This is a genomic window from Pseudomonas sp. ZS1P83, from assembly GCF_054897825.1.
Genome location: NZ_CM142706.1, coordinates 5,456,400 through 5,473,962 on the forward strand (window position 1 = coordinate 5,456,400; position 17,563 = coordinate 5,473,962).

Here is a 17,563-nt window from a genome sequence, read left to right on the forward strand (position 1 = left end):
TTCCGTTATCTTTCGAATCGAAACTTACCAAGCCATGTCGAAACGCAATACACCTCAACGCCGTCACAATATCCTCGCCTTGCTCAATGAGCAGGGCGAAGTCAGTGTGGATGAGCTGGCCAAGCGCTTTGAAACTTCGGAAGTTACGATCCGCAAGGACCTCGCGGCGCTTGAGACCAACGGCTTGCTGCTGCGCCGTTATGGCGGAGCGATCACCATGCCTCAAGAACTGGTGGCCGACATTGGTCAGCCGGTGTCCAAATACAAGCAGGCTATCGCCCGCGCCGCCGTTACGCGGATCCGTGAGCACGCGCGGATCATCGTCGATAGCGGCAGCACCACGGCGGCGATGATTCCGGAACTCGGCCAACAACCGGGTCTGGTGGTGATGACTAATTCCCTGCATGTCGCCAATGCCTTGAGCGAGCTCGAGCATGAGCCGGTGCTGTTAATGACCGGCGGCACCTGGGACCCGCATTCCGAGTCCTTTCAGGGGCAGGTGGCCGAGCAGGTACTACGCTCTTACGACTTTGATCAGTTGTTCATCGGTGCCGATGGCATCGACCTGGTTCGTGGTACCACCACTTTCAACGAATTGCTGGGACTGAGCCGGGTCATGGCTGAAGTCGCCCGCGAAGTGGTTGTCATGGTCGAGGCCGACAAGATCGGCCGCAAGATTCCCAACCTGGAGTTGCCCTGGAGCAGCGTCCATACCCTCATTACCGATGATCGCCTGCCGCTTGCGGCACGGGATCAGATTCAGGCCCGCGGAATCAACTTGATCCTCGCGGCTGTCAGTCAGGAGAAATAGCATGTGTGGAATTGTTGGCGCAGTTGCAGAACGTAACATCACAGCCATCCTGCTCGAAGGCCTGAAACGCCTGGAATACCGTGGCTATGACAGTGCCGGCGTAGCGGTCTACACCAATGACGAAAAGCTTGAGCGACTGCGCCGCCCGGGCAAAGTCAGTGAATTGGAACTGGCGCTGGCCGAAACACCGCTGGTCGGCCGCCTGGGTATCGCCCACACCCGCTGGGCCACTCACGGTGCGCCGTGCGAGCGCAATGCTCACCCGCATTTCTCCGATGATCTGGCGGTGGTGCACAACGGCATCATCGAGAACCACGAAGCCCTGCGCGAGCAACTGAAAGCCTTGGGTTACGTGTTCACCTCGGATACTGATACCGAAGTCATTGCTCACCTGTTGAACCACAAACTCAAGGATCTGGGTGATCTGACCGTGGCCCTGAAGGCTACTGTCAAAGAGCTGCACGGTGCTTACGGTTTGGCGGTCATCAGTGCTCAGCAACCGGATCGTCTGGTCGCCGCCCGCAGCGGCAGCCCACTGGTTATTGGCCTGGGCCTGGGTGAAAACTTCCTGGCTTCCGATCAGTTGGCCCTGCGCCAGGTCACTGACCGCTTCATGTACCTGGATGAAGGCGATATCGCCGAAATTCGCCGCGACAGCGTGCAGATCTGGGACGTGACCGGCCAAGTTGTCAAACGCGAATCCGTGCAGTACCGCGATGGCGCCGAAGCCGCTGACAAGGGCGAATTCCGCCACTTCATGCTCAAGGAAATCCACGAGCAACCGGCTGTAGTGCAGCGCACCCTGGAAGGTCGCCTGAGTCCGAACGGCGTGCTGGTGCAAGCGTTCGGTCCACAGGCTGCCGAGCTGTTCGCCAAAGTGCGCAACGTGCAGATCGTCGCGTGTGGCACCAGTTACCACGCCGGCATGGTTGCCCGTTACTGGCTCGAAGAACTGGCCGGGATCCCGTGCCAGGTCGAAGTCGCGAGCGAATTCCGCTACCGCAAGGTAGTGGTGCAGCCCGACACGCTGTTCGTGACCATCTCCCAGTCCGGCGAAACCGCTGACACCCTGGCGGCCCTGCGCAACGCCAAACAACTGGGTTTCCTCGCCAGCCTGGCGATCTGCAACGTCGGCATCAGCTCACTGGTACGTGAGTCCGACATGACACTGCTGACCCAGGCCGGCCGTGAAATTGGCGTGGCCTCCACCAAAGCCTTCACTACTCAATTGGTCGGCCTGTTGCTGCTGACCTTGTCCCTGGGCCAGGTTCAGGGCACGTTGGCCAAAGGTGTCGAAGCCACGTTGGTTGAAGAACTGCGTCGCCTGCCGACCCGCCTTGGCGAAGCGCTGGCCATGGACAGCACCGTGGAGAAAATCGCCGAGCTGTTCGCCGAGAAAAACCACACCCTGTTCCTTGGTCGTGGTGCGCAATTCCCGGTAGCGATGGAAGGGGCGCTCAAGCTCAAGGAAATCTCCTACATCCACGCCGAAGCCTACCCGGCCGGCGAGCTGAAACATGGCCCGTTGGCGCTTGTGGATAACGACATGCCAGTGGTCACCGTGGCGCCCAACAACGAGTTGCTGGAAAAGTTGAAATCCAACCTCCAGGAAGTTCGCGCCCGTGGTGGTCAGCTGATCGTCTTTGCAGACGAGCAGGCCGGCATGACTAATGGTGAAGGCACTCACGTTGTACAAATGCCACACATACACGACACCCTGTCGCCGATCCTCTACACCATTCCGCTGCAGTTGCTCTCGTATTACGTGGCCGTCCTGAAGGGCACCGACGTTGACCAGCCGCGTAACCTGGCGAAGTCGGTGACGGTGGAATAAGCGATTTACGCAGGAGCACGACGAGTGCTCCTGCGTAGTTGTTCCAGTACTGCGTTGTCGGAAAATATTCAAAAAACTGTCAGAAAAATCCCAGAAAAAATCCCCTTCAATACAACTCGCTTTGCACTCAACGTTAGGCATAGCGTGGCTTTGCTGAAACCTCTTCTGCCGTCGATTTCCTTTTCTGATTTAGGTCTCATGGTCGCGGGGTGGAAACACTAGCTGACAATCGCTCTAGCGCCCGCCGAAAACCTTCCACTTTGGCTGTATCTCCTCGAGTTCTGTGGGTAATGACGCCATAGGCATAAGGGAGTAAACCTTCCAGCCAATCTCGTGGCTGGATTTCTACACTGTTCTCCAATGTCGACACGACCCAGTCGGGCAGCCACGACACATCGCGGTCCGAGAAGTTGACTTCGCCTGCGATCAGCAACGCCAGTGTGGTGCGCAGCGAAGACTTGTCCTTCCATAATCGTTCTTGGAGCGCTTGGCAAGCGTCCGGGTCATCCAGTAACACGCGAAGGTCGTTAGGCTTGCTCAGCTTCAGCGCGGCTGGAAGCAGCGCAGACAAGGCCGGTAACGAGTCCACCCAGCGTTTTTGCACCTCCAGATCAATGCCGACGAAATCCAGCGCCGGGGGCACAAGCGGCGCGTGACGGATAACCGTGGGTGTCAGGTAGCGGAGGCGAAGGCTCATGATGTCCATAAAGAGCCGGTCACTGGCGCATAAACACTCCAAGGCAGGTGCGGTGTGCGGTGTGGTTGATGGAGGTGGTCCGATAATGAACGTCGCATTGCGTCGGTGGGGCAGATAATGAATGTCGCCCCAGCTGTTGTTCAGGCAGCGGGCGAGCCAAGCCTGGGGTGTAGGGCCGTTGAACGGGTCCAGGTTCATGGGGACGCCAAAACCGTTGAACACTACGTGACCGAGGGGATTGAGGCGGCACTTCAATAGTTGGTGGAACCCGTGATCAAACACGATCGGGGCATAACCGCTCTGGGTGTATAGGTCGACAATAATGACGTCGTACCGGTCGGGAGTGACAACCAGGAAGTGCGCGGCATCGGCGACCACGCTGTCAAAGTCGATATGCGCTGCAAGTCGATTCCGATTGTCGAGACTTCGCGCGAGAGCGGTCTCGTCCAGATCAACAGCCAACAGACTGGCAACTCTGGTGCTGGCTGCGATTGGCGCCAGCGCTGCACCGTCGGAAAGCCCCAGCATCAGAACCGAGATTCGATCTTTGGACGGATCCCCCAGGAAACCGGTACAGCCCATGTCGTCATAATATTGGCCGCAGAAGATCTGTTCACGTCGAGCAGATTCAGGTCGATCCTTGAGGTCCGGCATGGTGAAAGGCAACTCCGTTTGTTAGAGGCGGGGGTACGGCGAGGCACGTCAGTGCGCAAACGCTTCAGGGTATTTGTCCAGGTAGGCATCGTTTAGCTGCGTATCCGGGGAACGCATGAAAGTTTTGAAATCGGGTACCAGAAAGACCATCAGAGAAAGCAGCAGCACCATGACGCCCAGCAGCGTGATTGTCAGTGTGACCCCCAGATAGGCGATCAGGGTGTTCATCGCAAAACTGCCTAAAGGGCTGGCCGCCGCAGACAGAAATGAAACCGTGGCAAAAATCCGATTGCGATGGAGCTTGGGTGTCGCCAGCAACCTCACTGCGGAGGTGGGGATGTTGATCAACATCAGGCCTACGCCGCCACAGAAAAAGGCCGCGGGTACGACGAGCGACGATGAAACGGTGCCGACCACCACTAGGTTGCACCCCAGTAATGCAAATCCTGCGGACACACACATGTCACGGGGGACCCGGTCCGATAACCAGCCGATGATCTTGTAACTACCCGCCAGAATGCCCAGTCCGAAGCACGAATCCAGAAGACCAATGTAAGTGACCGGATACTGGATGACGTCCTTTACGTACAGTGGGATCAGGATGGTGAAGAACGGAAACAGGGCAAAGTTGATCAGCATTGCAATGATGGCCAAGTAAAATTCGACTTTCACTCCGTAAACCACTTTGAAGCCGGAATAAATCATGCTGAAGCCGCTGGCTCCCAGGGCTTTTTCGTCTTGGCCAGTGGCACCGATGTGGCTCGGGATAGTCGCTATCAACGCCACGGCGATGAGAATCGCAAAAAAATCGACAGCAAAGGCGAACGTGATACCGAACCCGTAAATCAAACCGCTGGCCAGTACCGGCCCCAGCAGAATCGAAAAGGACGACATCACGCTTTTGGTCCGGAAGGCCAGGGAGACTTTATCGTCGTCTGCAAATAAAGGAATGATTGATGCCTGGAGAGGGTCGCGCACGCCGACGATCGCACTGCTGATCATCATCAGCGCGCTAACCGTCCAGGGGTTGAACGACCCCGTGGCGGACAACACCACCATCAATAGCGCTGTCAGCAGGCTGAGCCATGAGGCCAGCTTGATGATCAGGATTTTGTTGTACTTGTCCCCCAGCCATCCAAGCAGGGGTTTGGCTAAAACCTCCGCCGCGATGGAACAGGCAATCATGTTGGCGAAGTAGAGCGCAGAGCCTGTTTCCTGCAAGGCCCACCAGGCCACCGCCAGTTGATTGCACCGTCCACCCAAAACCATCAGTAAAAAGCTGAATTGCACTTTCAGCAAACGCCGGTCGATACCGGCAAAGCCCCACGTAATACCTGAAAAATTTGCACTCATTGACGTACCTTTGATTCAGATAGGGCTACTGCGAAAGCAGGGGCGTTCAAGAAACGACGGAGTGACGTTCATCAGGGTAGATCGCCAGATATCGCTCGATACCACCCTCAAGGCTATAGAGTTCCGCTTCCTGGTTGACGCTGCGAACTGCCAGTAGGGCCGCCTTGCTCCTGACGCCGGATTTGCAATAGAAAACGATACAACGGGTGGGATCGAGTTCTTCCTGGCGCTTGATTATGTCTTTGAGTGGGATCAGTCCGCTGCCCAGCGAGCCTTGCTGATGCTCGCTGACGTCGCGCACATCGACCAACTGAAATGGCGCTTGTGTCGCTATCCAGTCGTGCAGTGTGTCGGGTGACAGCCAGTAGCTGTCGCGCCACTCAGGTGTGGTCGTGGCGCCAAGCGGTCTCGTAAGACGCCGGTCCCGTGTTTTTTTGTTGATGTTCAACAGCTGGAAAGTGTTGTCCAGACAGTCGATAGACAACAATTGCCCGCTCAAGGGCTCCCCGGTACGGAGGATGAGCTTGAGTACTTCATTGGTCTGAAAGCAACCGAGCAATCCCGGTATGACGCCAAGAACGCCCGCCTCCGAGCAGTTTTGTGTCAAGTGCGGTGGCGGCGGTGTTTCGAACAGATCCCGAAAGCACGGCCCCCATTGTTGGGTGTGCCGGTTGTAATAATTAAATACCGACACCTGGCCCTCGAACTGACTGATCGAGGCATAGACCATCGGTTTTTCGCACTCGATACAGGCATCACTGATGAGGTATTTGGCGTCGAAGTTATCAGTGGCGTCGACGATGATGTCGTAGTCCGCCAGCAACGACAGGACATTGTCCGGGTTCAGCATCGTGGCAACGGTGTGGACGACGATGTCCGGATTCAACTGGTTGATGCGGCGCTTGGCTGCCAACACTTTCATGTCGCCTACATCGGCAATCGCATAAAGAATTTGTCGGTGCAGATTACTGACGTCGACGATGTCGTTATCAACGATGCCGATCGTCCCGACGCCGGCACCTGCCAAGTACAGGAGTACCGGGCAGCCCAGCCCCCCGGCGCCGACCACCAGCACCTTGCTGTCTTTGAGGCGCTGCTGCCCCTGAGCGCCGACCTCGCTGAGGATGATTTGGCGGGCGTAACGGGAGTCGTCCGTCTTCAGGTTGCATTGCATGTCAGCCACCTGCCACTGCGTGGATCAGAATCAATTGCGCGTTACTGTCCAGAGGACAATGACGGTCATGTGCACTGATCACGGGCATACCGTCGACGAACAACCCCACGAACGGCAGTGGGTACAGGTCCTCAGAGAAGACCGGGCCAATCAGGTCGGGAAATCGGGTGGTCAGATTTTTCAGTACATCGCTGACACAAAAGCCCTCAGTGGCGTGTGTTTTATGTTGATCGGTGTAGGACATAAACTGCCTGGGAAAGTGTACGACTGCCATGGGGTCATCCTTGAACGGTGTCAGTTATCAGGTCGCTGGAAAACATATCCAGCCTTGAGATGATCAGTTTTCCGATTTCGGAAAGTTCGGCCGACGCCTGGAGAGTGGCCAGACTTTTGAGAAAATACTGGTGCAAGTAGTCGAGTCGTTCGGGACGAGATCGCACGGAACCGCTGGCCAGCAACCGCTGGTGGTAGTTCACGGCGCTGGCCGCAAACAGGCACGCCAATAAGACCCCCCTAGGGTTCTTGCCACCGGTTCCTGATGGCAGTATGTAGTTGTTCGAACTGTCCTTGAGCTGGAAGTCGTAAATCTCGGCGATCAAACTGGACCAGATATGGGACAGTTCATGTACCAGTAACTCTTCAAGGTCCGTAATGCTGGTAAACGCGGCTTCGCCCAGAAACATTTGTTGCGGCAGTACGGGATTGGTCAGGCTGACTTGTTGATTCAGCAACTTATGTATTTTAACCGGCAAGTCAAATAACATAGTCCATTCCGGTAGCAAGGCTTTGAGGTTGCTCTTCGCTTCGGCCAACATGATCTGTTCTGCATTGCCTAACGCTTGATGGGGTGGAAAAACGGGCGCACCTTTGACGTGCCGGTTATACAGGGCGGTGGCATAGTCTGGTTGCAAATAGCTGGTTAGAGGTAACTCGCCGCCCTCGATATTTTTACGTACAACGGCGACGAGCGTTAACAGTTTTTTGCTATTGAACATTGGGTGCACAAATGGCAAACCATTTATTTCACACAATATCGCTGATGGAGACATTTTCTTTTACCTTCTTCGTCCATGGTTGCAGTTTGAGAAAATCGATCAAGTCCAGACTCTTTACTCTGTAGGCAGAAAAGTTGGCCAGGGCGCTGTCTATTTTTTTCTCCGCGACAGGGAGTGCCAGTAAGGCTTCTTTCAAACAACTTAATGTTCGATGTCCGTACCACATGTTTTTCAGGTAGTGAAGTATGTGTTGTTCTTGTGCTGACGTAATGATCTGTTCAGTCGTCCACTGTCTTAAAAACTGCCTGATATGAATAAGGGGTTCACTGAGCGAAAGAAAAGGCTCTTGTGCTTGATGTATCAGGGTCACTTCGTCGTCGGACATGTCCGGATCGCTGGCGAATTGTCGATACACTTCACCAAAGCCTGCCATTCCCAGTGTATCCATTTCACAGGCGCGAATAGCCCCCATGGACGATAATCCCCAAATGCGCCAACCCGCATCCAAGGCGTCGAGTATCTCGGCATGGCCGACCGCAGGGTGTGCATGGAACACGCCATCGACAATGGCCAGATTCGAGGGGGGCGATTGCGCCACCAGGCGTTCGATATCGCCGCGTTTGACGGGCGGGCGTACCACCAGGCCGCTACTGCACAGCAATTGACTGTCTATTCCTTGCAGCGTGGGGCCAGCAAACAGTGTGCATAAATCAAGCGCTTTGTTTGACATACGTCATTAACCTCGGACCGACCCTTTTCAGGCCGGGTTCAAAGGCTTCAAGCCCCGGAATAATAATTCTGACCACAGTGATGTCGTCCGTCGCTTTGCTGAGTAAGACCCTTAACACGGTACTGAGCCCGACGCGCTGCAACCGCTCGAAGAGCAACTCCCAGGCCGATTCAAGCGTGGGGATCGCGGATTCCTGGCAGTCAATGGAGGAGTAATCGATCATCTGGTCCCGGGAGGTGGCCACGCTACGCAAGCGTGAGATGGCCTGAAGTTCGACCGAACGGCCCTTCTTCTCGAAGTATTTGACGCGCTCTATGATGTCGTCCCGGCCTCCGTGGATGTGGCTTAAACGGCTTTGGGCCGCCTCACAGATGGCCCGGATCAAGGCGATTTCCTTGATGGGATGTAACCCTGAGCCGGTGGCCACAGAGATGGGCGCTTGGGTGGACTCTTCCATGATAAAAGCCTGAAAGTAGGCCAGGCCAAAACAGTTCTCGGTGTAACGGACCGACAGGCTCAACCCCGCGTCATTGATTTTATTGAGTAGGGCGTCGGTTTCTAAACTGTAGCGGTCCAGATTGATGAGGCGGGAGCGGTCATGCAGGTGATTAAAGGCTTGAACATCGCGCTCCATGAGTTCGCAAACAGCGTGTACCGAGGCTTCCACCAAGTCATTGCCTGAAGCCAGGCCACTGGAGCTTTCCCCGAAGAGTTGTTGCCCGGGGTTTTTGGGGTAGGGAATGAACACCAGTTCGGCGGGTGCAAGCACCTTTTGCTTGCGCAATACATCTTCAACTTCGATGGCCATGATGAGCGAGTCGGCGTCGGCAGAGACGCCATACAACATGCAGAACTGATTGAACGCTATTCGTCCTTCGTGGCTTTCAATGAGTTGCCTCGGCGTGGTCTTTAACAGTTTCAGTTGCGCCGTATTGTATTGCGCAAGGCTGAACTCGATGGCTTCCATGTATGCGCCTATCTTGGCTTCTGCTGGTCTGAGGCCTTTACCCGCATTTACACACAGCGAACCCTTCAATGCACCGGGTCGTATACTGGCAAACACCGGAATGCCAATGCGGTCCAGCCAAGTTGTGTCGGTCACTCGGGTAATACCCATGCGCGGGGCTATATTGTTGACGATAATTTTTTAATGTTTCTTCGGCACTGCGGCGACGAAGGCTCGAACTAAGCCTTTGCATAATGGGTCACCTTTTAGGGATTAAAGGTATCAGCAAGCATCATGTTTGACACAATAGAAAACGGGAGGGAATTACTTCCCCCCGGTTTTTCAGGCTGCGATTTTTACGTCTTCAGCCAGAGACAGCGTCAACACGTTGTTGTTTGACTGATGTGCCACAAAACCGGCGTGCATGAGGCTTTCATCGTTCAAAATAACGGAAAATTTTTCCGCAGTTCCTGGGTCCAGTTGAAGTTCGAACGTTACATCATTAACTTTAGAATCCATTAACTGTTACTCCATCCTTAGTATTGCGTTTGAGAAGGTCTGTTGCGCAACACCTAGAGTTTTTGCAGATGAGGACGGGAATGTCAAAGAATTAATTTATATCCTCAATCGGGTCTGGTTTAACTGTAATTGTCTTTCGGACGATGCCTTCACGAACAAAAGAATATTCTTACAGGGCGGCGGGTATCCGAAGGAAGTTTTAATTGTGTTTTTTGTCAGCCGAAAAATAGGTTTGTTGCATAGACCCATGATTAATAACTGGTAATTGATATTCTTGAATGGTCTTAATGTTGTTTATTCACAGACTTCAACTTTCTTATTTTTCTCCCTTGAAGGAGCTTAGGTAGGAACAAGCTAAACGATTTATTTTTCGCAATGGCCCCCGGCGACATCGTCGATTTTTTCCCAATCTCGCAGAATTTACCTACAGTCTCGTCATCGCATTATTTAAGAACAATCCTAGATTGCGACCGGAATCCGGTTGCGTAGCAGGACCAGGCGGTAAGTGAAAGATGCGGTTGTCAAGCGACCTGAAATACGCATCGGCATGTGCAGAACCCCTTGGATACTCTGAGCACCGCTCGGGCTGATGCCAGATAGTTTCGATAAACTTGGCTGATCTAAATTGTCGCCAGAAAGCATGTAGGTCCATAACCTAAGCGTAATCTCTTCCTCTGGATCAGGGTCAACCTACAAGAAGCTGCCACGGCTGCGATTTTTTGATTTTCAATGAGGACACGCCCATGGACCGATTCCAGGAGATGCAAGTCTTCGCCGCCGTCGCCCAAGACCAAGGCTTCTCGGCGGCGGCGCGGCGTTTGGGTCTGTCGGCAGCCAGTGTCACTCGCGCCGTGGCGGCGTTGGAGAAACGCATCGGCACGTTGCTGCTGACACGCACCACCCGCAGTGTGCATTTGAGCGAGGCGGGTCAGCGTTACCTGGAAGACTGTCGGAGGATTCTCGCCGAGGTGCAGGAAGCCGAGGATTCGGCGGCGGGCAGTCACGCTCAACCGCGTGGGCAACTGACAATCACGGCGCCGGTGTTGTTCGGTGAGCTGTTTGTCACGCCGGTGATGGTGGATTATCTGACGCAATTTCCTGAAGTGTGCATCAACGCTTTACTGGTAGACCGGGTGGTGAGCATGGTCGAGGAGGGCATCGATGTGGCGGTGCGCATCGGTGAGTTGCCTGACAGCAATCAGCATGCAATTCGAGTGGGCGAAGTGCGGCGGGTGATCTGCGCTTCTCCTGGATTTCTGATTGACCGTGGTCGGCCTCGACATCCTGCAGATTTGAGCGGAGCCCCGATCATCGCCACCTCGTCCATTGGTCAACTCAGAAGCTGGCCGTTTCTTGACGCGGGAGAGCTGATCAGCGTTCGTCCGGAGCCTCGTCTTGTTGTCACCGCCAATCAGGCTGCAATCACCGCCGCATGCATGGGCCTGGGGCTGACCCGGGTTCTGTCGTATCAGGTGGCAAGCAAAGTCGCCTCCGGTGAGCTGGAAATCGTTCTGGCTGACTTCGAACTGCCGCCATTGCCTATCCATGTGGTCTATCAGGGTGGGCGCAAGGCCCCGGTGCGGGTCCGTAGTTTTGTGGACTTCGCGGTGAAGACACTGCGCGAACATCCGGCCTTGCTCGGCTAGAGGGTTATTGCGCCGGCTGAAATAATGGATTGCGTTTGCTGGTTATTCTGTTGTTTGGGTTGCGAGTGGAAGATGGCTCCCCACCGTTACTGATCGCTCTTCAACAGCGCCACTTTCCAGCGGAGAACACCATGCAAGCCATCAAACTCTACAACTTCCCACGTTCCGGCCACGCTCATCGCGTGGAGCTGATGCTGTCCCTGCTGCAACTGCCGACCGAGCTAATCTTTGTCGATCTGGCCAAGGGCGCGCACAAACAGCCGGATTTCCTGGCGCTCAATGCTTTTGGTCAGGTGCCGGTCATTGATGATCAAGGCGTGATACTGGCCGATTCCAACGCGATCCTGGTTTATCTGGCGCAAAAGTACGGTAACGGCCGTTGGTTGCCAGCCGATCCGGTCGGCGCGGCGAAGGTTCAGCGTTGGTTGTCGATTGCCGCTGGGCCGATTGCCTTTGGCCCCGCCAGAGCAAGGCTGATCACGGTGTTTGGTGCGGCTTACAACGCTGAAGAGGTGATCGCCTATTCCCACACCGTGCTCAAAGTGATCGATCAGGAACTAAAGGCAACGCCGTATCTGGCGGGCGCCGAGCCCACCATTGCCGACGTTTCGGCCTACAGCTACATCGCCCATGCGCCAGAAGGCGATGTGTCGCTGGAAGACTACGCCAACATCCGGGCCTGGCTGGCGCGGATCGAAGCCTTGCCAGGGTTTGTCGGCATGCCGCGCACCGTCGCCGGTCTGCAAAAAACTGCCTGATGCCTGCGGCCCGACACTGTCGGGTCGTTCACACTGCGCCGATGGCGCAGGGGAGAAGCCGTTATGGACCGTTCACCCTGGCACGCCGGCGAGAAACAATTGCAGGCTCATGTGGGCATTGCCGAGCGAATGGAGGTACTCGGTCGTAAGGTCATTCGCAGCGAGATGCCGGACCAGCACCGCAAGTTCTATGAGCAACTGCCGTTCATGCTGTACGGCGCGGTGGATGCCGACGGTACTCCTTGGGCCAGTATTCTAGAAGGGCAACCGGGCTTTGCTCACTCGCCGGAGCCGGGTGCGCTGCAGTTTCGCAGCCTGCCGGGCGCTGATGATCCTGCGCAACTGACAGAGGGCGCGGCGATCGGTCTGCTGGGGATCGAACTGCACACCCGTCGCCGCAACCGCCTCAACGGTCGAGTCGGCGCGATGACGGCAAGCGGCTTCGATGTGGCGGTGGAGCAGTCCTTCGGCAATTGCCCGCAGTACATTCAATTGCGGCAGTTTCGCTCGGTGCCACTGGCGGATCCGTCGACTCGCGTCGCGCAACACCTCAACGGGCTGGATGATGCGGCCAAGACCCTGATCGCGGGAGCCGATACGTTCTTTGTCGCCAGTTACGTGGACGTCGGGGGCCAACGTTCGGTGGACGTGTCTCACCGCGGCGGCCAGGCCGGTTTCGTACAGGTAGAAGGTAATCGTCTGACCATTCCGGATTTCGCCGGCAACCTGTTTTTCAACACCTTGGGCAACCTGGTGCTCAATCCTCGGGCCGGTTTGCTGTTCATCGATTTCAATTCGGGAGACCTGCTGCACCTCAGCGGTCGCACCGAAGTCATTCTTGGAGGCCCACAGGTCGAGGCGTTTCAAGGGGCTGAGCGCTTGTGGACAGTCGAGGTGGAAAGCGTGGTGCGTCGTCCCGCCGCGCTTGCTCTGCGGTGGCGCTTCGACGGCGTGTCACCCACCAGTTTGCTGACCGGCACCTGGGAGCAAGCCAACGCCCGTCTGCAAGCCCAGGCCTTGGGGGATCGCTGGCGGCCGTTGCGGGTGGTGCGTATCGAAGCGCAAAGCCACAACATCCGCTCAATCTATCTGGAGCCTGCCGATGGCGCGGGGTTGTCAGTGTTTCAGGCCGGGCAGCATTTACCCCTGCGGTTCAACATTGGTGGTGATGTCCATATCCGTACCTACAGCCTGTCGAGCGCGCCATCCGATGATTTTTTCCGCATCAGCGTGAAGCGTGACGGTTTGGTGTCTTCGCACCTGCATGAACAGGTGCGCGTCGGTGATCTGTTGGAGGCCCGTGCGCCTCAGGGGCATTTCACCGTGGCACCCAATGAACGTCGGCCGCTGGTGCTTCTGGCTGCCGGGGTAGGCATCACGCCGCTGCTGTCGATGCTGCGCGAGGTGGTTTATCAAGGCCTGCGCACCCGCCACATCCGGCCGACCTGGTTCTTCCAGAGTTCGCGCACGCTGGCCGATCAAGTGTTTCGTCCTGAGCTGGATCGTTTGCTCGATGACGCGGGTGGTGCGGTCAGGGTGTTGCGTCTGCTAAGTCAACCGGAGGCAGAGGCCCGAGAGGGGGAAGACTTCGACCTGACCGGGAGGATCGACACCGCGTTGCTCAAGACCATTCTTGAAGTGGAGGACTACGATCAGCTGGATTTCGTCCTCTGTGGTCCAAGCAGTTTTACCCAAGGGCTGTATGACAGCCTGCGGGAAATGGACATCCGCGATGCAAGGATTCACGCCGAAACCTTCGGCCCCTCGACTTTACGCCGGGTGCCGGACCCCGACGCGGTGGTCATCGAGCAACCGCCCGCGGCGACGACCTCGGTGCCGGTGGTTTTTCAGCGCTCGGCGAAAGAGGCTCGCTGGCAACCCGACGGTGGCAGTTTGCTGGAGTTGGCGGAAAGCCGTGGGTTGCGCCCGGAATTCAGCTGCCGCGGCGGTTCCTGCGGGACCTGCAAGACGCGTCTGATCAGCGGCCAGGTGAATTATCCACAGCCGCCGGCAGAAGTGCCCGGCGACGGACAAGTACTGATTTGTTGTGCGATTCCGGCTCAGGGGTCGCAGCCTTTGGTCCTCGACCTGTAGCATCTGCCGAACGCAGCGTCTTGCCGCTGCGATCAAAGGATCAGATTCGGTTATGTATTTTTTCGCTCGTCTGTCGGCCTTGATTGTCGCGGTGGCGTTGCTCAACGGTTGCGAACGACAGGACGCGCCACCGCTCGATCAGCAACTCTACGTCTGGCAACGACAATGGACACCGGCCCACGAAGCGGCGCTGAGGGACAGTCGCGCTGACTTTTCCACCCTGCGGGTGCTGGCCTTGCAGGCATTCCCTGAGGCGGGTTGGAGCCGGGCGCGGATTGACCCGGCGCTGCTCAAACGGGATGGTCGGCCGCTGATCGCGGTGATTCGTCTTGATGGCCAGCTCAAGTCGCTGGATCAGGACGAAGTCACCGCGCAGATCCAGCAGGTGCTCGGCGATTGGCAAGGGCAGGGGCTGACTCTCTCCGGCGTGGAAATCGACCACGATGCCGGTAATGCTCGGCTACCGGCCTACCGCGAATTTCTTACGCACCTGCGCGCAGTTCTGCCGGCCTCTATTGCGCTGAGCATCACAGCATTGCCGGCCTGGCTCGACAGTCCCGAATTGCCGGCGCTGTTATCCACAGTCGACAGCAGCGTGGTGCAGGTGCACGCGGTGAGCGATCCGCGTCTTGGTTTGTTCGACCCGGATCAGGCCCGTCAATGGACCATGGCCTGGAGCCGCATTACTTCGAAACCGTTCTATCTGGCGCTGCCAGCCTATGGTGTGGCGTTGTTGTCGGGAGGCGGAGCACCGGTAGTGGAAAGCGAAGTGCCCATCGAACGGGGCGGAAAACGCCGGGAATTGCTCGCCGATCCGCAGCAACTGAGCCGGCTCGGGACCGAGTTGCGCAATGATCCACCGGCTCATCTGGCGGGCCTGATCTGGTTTCGTCTGCCGCTGGCCAACGACCGCCGAGCCTGGAGCCTGACGACCCTGGGCGCCGTGGCTCGTGGCGATGCCCTCGACAGTCATCTGGCGCTGAAACTCTCTGAGCAAGAAGGCCTGTATGACATCAGCCTCAGCAATCAGGGCAACCTCGACAACGCCTGGCCCGAACGCCTGACACTCGCGGTGCAGGGTTGTGATGGCGCCGATGCGTTGGCCGGTTATGCGTTGCAACAGCGTCCGGATCTGCTTACCTTCACCCGTTTGCGCGACGGTCGAATACCGGCCGGCGAGCAGCGCGCCATTGGTTGGGCTCGTTGCGCACATATTGATCAAGGAGGTTCGAATGTTTACCCGTAACTGGCCGCGTCATCTACTTTGTCTTAGCCTCAGTCTGCCGCTGGGTTCGGCGCTGGCCTGTGGGCCGGACTTCCCGATGCGTCTGCTGGACAACCGTGGCCAGTCGCTGGCGGAGCTGCCGGAAGGTAACTTCAGATTTGAAATCAGCCGCCTCGGGCATACGGTCGCCGGGCTGAAGAACGTCACCGAAACCGCCTATGGCATGGATGCGCCCGACTACGCAGAACAGCGGGATAAGGCTGAGCAGGCCGGTTTGACGGCTGAACAGCAGGTGCTGGTGAAACAGCTACGCAGCCTGACCGATGCGCATCAGGTCGAGATTGAGGGCGCGAGCCTGCCGGCTGAGCTCAAGTTTTATCTGGCCGGCGCTGTGGCATTCAATGCCGGTGATCATGGACTGGCAGCCGAGTATTTCAAGAAGGTATTGGCATTGCCGACGGATCAACGGGCGTTGCGCAGTACCTGGGCGGCTTACTCGTTAGGTCGATCGCTGTTTGCCATGAGTTCCGAAGCGGACGCTGGCCCTGATCTGTTGGCTCAATCCCGAAAGGCCTTCGAGCAGACCCGTCAACTAAGCATCGACGGCTTCAGTGACCCACTGGAGTTGGGTGTCGCCAGTCTTGGCGAAGAGGCCCGCGTCGCCCGCACGGCCGGCGACTGGAACAGCGCCATCGAACTCTACGCCACGCAAAACCTTCAGGGTTCGGCGGTGGGTTATACCTCGCTGAAGCTGTTGATGGCCGATCTGGCGGCGCTGCCGGAGGATCAACTGGCGGGTTTGCTCAACGGTAAACCGGTGCAGCAACTGGTCACGGCGTCCTTGATCAGCCGACTTGGCTGGTCATTCGGTGATCAACCGCCGAACGAATTGAAACTGATCAAGCTGCTGCAAAACAGCACCCGCGGTAGCCTCGATAACGCCGATCGCCTGGCCGCGGTGAATTATCAACAGGGCGACTACGCCAGCGCCAAGGCCTTCCTCGAACACGCCGGTGATGGCGGACTGGCGTGGTGGCTGCGGGCCAAATTGGCAGTGCGCGAGGGTGATAAAAACGCGGCTTCCGCGGCGTATGCCAAGGCTGCCCAAGCCTTTCCTCAGAATGAATCCTGGGGAGAGCGGCGCACGCCGGATTGGGACTTCGAAACGCTTCAGCCCAAGTGCCGGGTTGAGGGTGAAAGCGCGATTCTGGCGTTGCAACGCGGGGACTACCTGCAAGCGTTCGATCAGCTTTATCGCAGCAATGGCATTTACTGGCCCGACGCCGCGACGGTCGCCGAGCGCGTGTTGACTGTTGATGAGCTCAAGCAATACGTCGACACTCAGGTGCCGGCGCCGCCGCCTCTGACTAAGGAGGATCGCGATAACTATGTGCAGTTGCCGGTGGCGGCGAAACTGCGCAATGTGCTTGGGCGACGGTTGCTGCGCGAAGAGCGATACGACGAAGCGCCAGCCTACTTCGATAACGCCGACTTGCAGGCCAAGGCCAGGTGGTACGGGCAGCTGCGCAACGACGCCGAATCAAAATGGTGGCCGACCAAACGGGCATTCGCTTATTACCATGCCGCGACAATGGCCCGTTTCGACGGAATGGAGCTGTTGGGCTACGAAATGTCCCCGGATTACGTGACCTTCGGCGGCAATTACAGTCTGGAAGCGCCCAAGCTCAAGGTCGGATCGTTGATGGCCGAGGGTGAAGTGCAGCGCCAGCAAGCCACGGTCGCGCAACCTGATGAGCGTTTCCATTACCGATTTGTCGCCACGGCTCTGGCGAGCAAGGCTGCTGATTATCTGCCACACAGCAGTCAGGCGTTTGCTTCGGTGTTGTGCAAGGCTTCGTCGTGGGGCACCAGCCTGCAAGAGCAAAGCGCGTTCTACCGTCGTTATGTCGAGGAAGGCCCGTATGTGGTCTGGGCCGGCGATTTTGGTCATCAATGCCAGGATCCGGACTTTCAGAGCGCCGACAAGCGCTATGTGACCCAGGTGACCGACGCCGCGCGCTCGCAGCTGCGACCCTACAAAAAACCGCTGCTGATTGGCGGTGTGATAGCGGCCACGGTAGCGGCGCTGTTGCTGATCAACCGCCGCCGGCGTAAGGCGCGGTAAGG

General features: G+C 57.1%; 15 protein-coding genes. 7 read left to right on the plus strand and 8 right to left on the minus strand.

Features of this window, described 5'->3' with window-relative positions; translation table 11 throughout:
* Positions 1 to 34: 34 nt before the first annotated feature.
* Complete coding sequence (locus ACYZT0_RS25610) at positions 35 to 811, plus strand: DeoR/GlpR family DNA-binding transcription regulator (protein WP_462043543.1); 777 nt, start codon at positions 35 to 37, stop codon at positions 809 to 811.
* A 1-nt stretch (position 812) separates the two neighbouring features.
* Positions 813 to 2,645: a glutamine--fructose-6-phosphate transaminase (isomerizing) gene (gene glmS, locus ACYZT0_RS25615; RefSeq protein WP_462043544.1), complete on the plus strand. Its 1,833-nt coding sequence runs from the start codon at positions 813 to 815 to the stop codon at positions 2,643 to 2,645.
* A gap of 196 nt (positions 2,646 to 2,841) precedes the next feature.
* Here the strand turns inward: glmS and ACYZT0_RS25620 are convergent, their stop codons facing one another.
* The 8 genes from ACYZT0_RS25620 to ACYZT0_RS25655 form a co-directional block, all read right to left on the minus strand.
* Complete coding sequence (locus tag ACYZT0_RS25620) at positions 2,842 to 3,996, minus strand: spermidine synthase (RefSeq protein ID WP_462043545.1); 1,155 nt, start codon at positions 3,994 to 3,996, stop codon at positions 2,842 to 2,844.
* A 48-nt stretch (positions 3,997 to 4,044) separates the two neighbouring features.
* Positions 4,045 to 5,349, minus strand: coding sequence for an MFS transporter (locus tag ACYZT0_RS25625; protein ID WP_462043546.1), 1,305 nt, complete (start codon positions 5,347 to 5,349; stop codon positions 4,045 to 4,047).
* 46 nt (positions 5,350 to 5,395) lie between these two features.
* Entirely contained in the window at positions 5,396 to 6,523 is a 1,128-nt protein-coding gene (gene moeB, locus ACYZT0_RS25630; protein WP_462043547.1) for a molybdopterin-synthase adenylyltransferase MoeB, read from the minus strand.
* Position 6,524: 1 nt separating this feature from the next.
* Positions 6,525 to 6,797 carry a MoaD/ThiS family protein gene (locus ACYZT0_RS25635; RefSeq protein ID WP_462043548.1) on the minus strand — a complete coding sequence of 91 codons (273 nt, stop codon included), beginning with the start codon at positions 6,795 to 6,797 and terminating at the stop codon, positions 6,525 to 6,527.
* Between the two features lie 4 nt (positions 6,798 to 6,801).
* Complete coding sequence (locus tag ACYZT0_RS25640; protein WP_462043549.1) at positions 6,802 to 7,572, minus strand: hypothetical protein; 771 nt, start codon at positions 7,570 to 7,572, stop codon at positions 6,802 to 6,804.
* A complete protein-coding gene (locus ACYZT0_RS25645) occupies positions 7,547 to 8,248 on the minus strand; it encodes a TfuA-like protein (protein ID WP_462043550.1) in 702 nt (233 codons plus the stop codon). The genes ACYZT0_RS25640 and ACYZT0_RS25645 overlap by 26 nt, the downstream gene beginning before the upstream one ends.
* On the minus strand, positions 8,229 to 9,365 hold the full coding sequence (locus tag ACYZT0_RS25650; RefSeq protein WP_462043551.1) for a YcaO-like family protein: 1,137 nt from the start codon (positions 9,363 to 9,365) through the stop codon (positions 8,229 to 8,231). The genes ACYZT0_RS25645 and ACYZT0_RS25650 overlap by 20 nt, the downstream gene beginning before the upstream one ends.
* Positions 9,366 to 9,536: 171 nt before the next feature.
* The gene (locus ACYZT0_RS25655) at positions 9,537 to 9,713 is read right to left on the minus strand and encodes a hypothetical protein (protein WP_462043552.1); all 177 of its coding nucleotides are present in this window, start codon (positions 9,711 to 9,713) and stop codon (positions 9,537 to 9,539) included.
* Between the two features lie 743 nt (positions 9,714 to 10,456).
* Between ACYZT0_RS25655 and ACYZT0_RS25660 the strand changes: the two genes are divergently transcribed.
* From ACYZT0_RS25660 to ACYZT0_RS25680, 5 genes are all read left to right on the plus strand, one after another.
* Positions 10,457 to 11,359, plus strand: coding sequence for a LysR family transcriptional regulator (locus tag ACYZT0_RS25660; protein WP_462043553.1), 903 nt, complete (start codon positions 10,457 to 10,459; stop codon positions 11,357 to 11,359).
* 131 nt (positions 11,360 to 11,490) lie between these two features.
* Positions 11,491 to 12,117 (plus strand): glutathione S-transferase family protein, encoded by a 627-nt coding sequence (locus tag ACYZT0_RS25665; RefSeq protein WP_462043554.1) that lies wholly within the window; start codon positions 11,491 to 11,493, stop codon positions 12,115 to 12,117.
* A gap of 63 nt (positions 12,118 to 12,180) precedes the next feature.
* A complete protein-coding gene (locus tag ACYZT0_RS25670; protein ID WP_462043555.1) occupies positions 12,181 to 14,211 on the plus strand; it encodes a 2Fe-2S iron-sulfur cluster-binding protein in 2,031 nt (676 codons plus the stop codon).
* Positions 14,212 to 14,263: 52 nt separating this feature from the next.
* A complete protein-coding gene (locus ACYZT0_RS25675; protein ID WP_462043556.1) occupies positions 14,264 to 15,457 on the plus strand; it encodes a DUF3142 domain-containing protein in 1,194 nt (397 codons plus the stop codon).
* The gene (locus tag ACYZT0_RS25680) at positions 15,444 to 17,561 is read left to right on the plus strand and encodes a hypothetical protein (protein ID WP_462043557.1); all 2,118 of its coding nucleotides are present in this window, start codon (positions 15,444 to 15,446) and stop codon (positions 17,559 to 17,561) included. Before ACYZT0_RS25675 ends, ACYZT0_RS25680 begins: the two co-directional genes overlap by 14 nt.
* Positions 17,562 to 17,563: the final 2 nt, after the last annotated feature.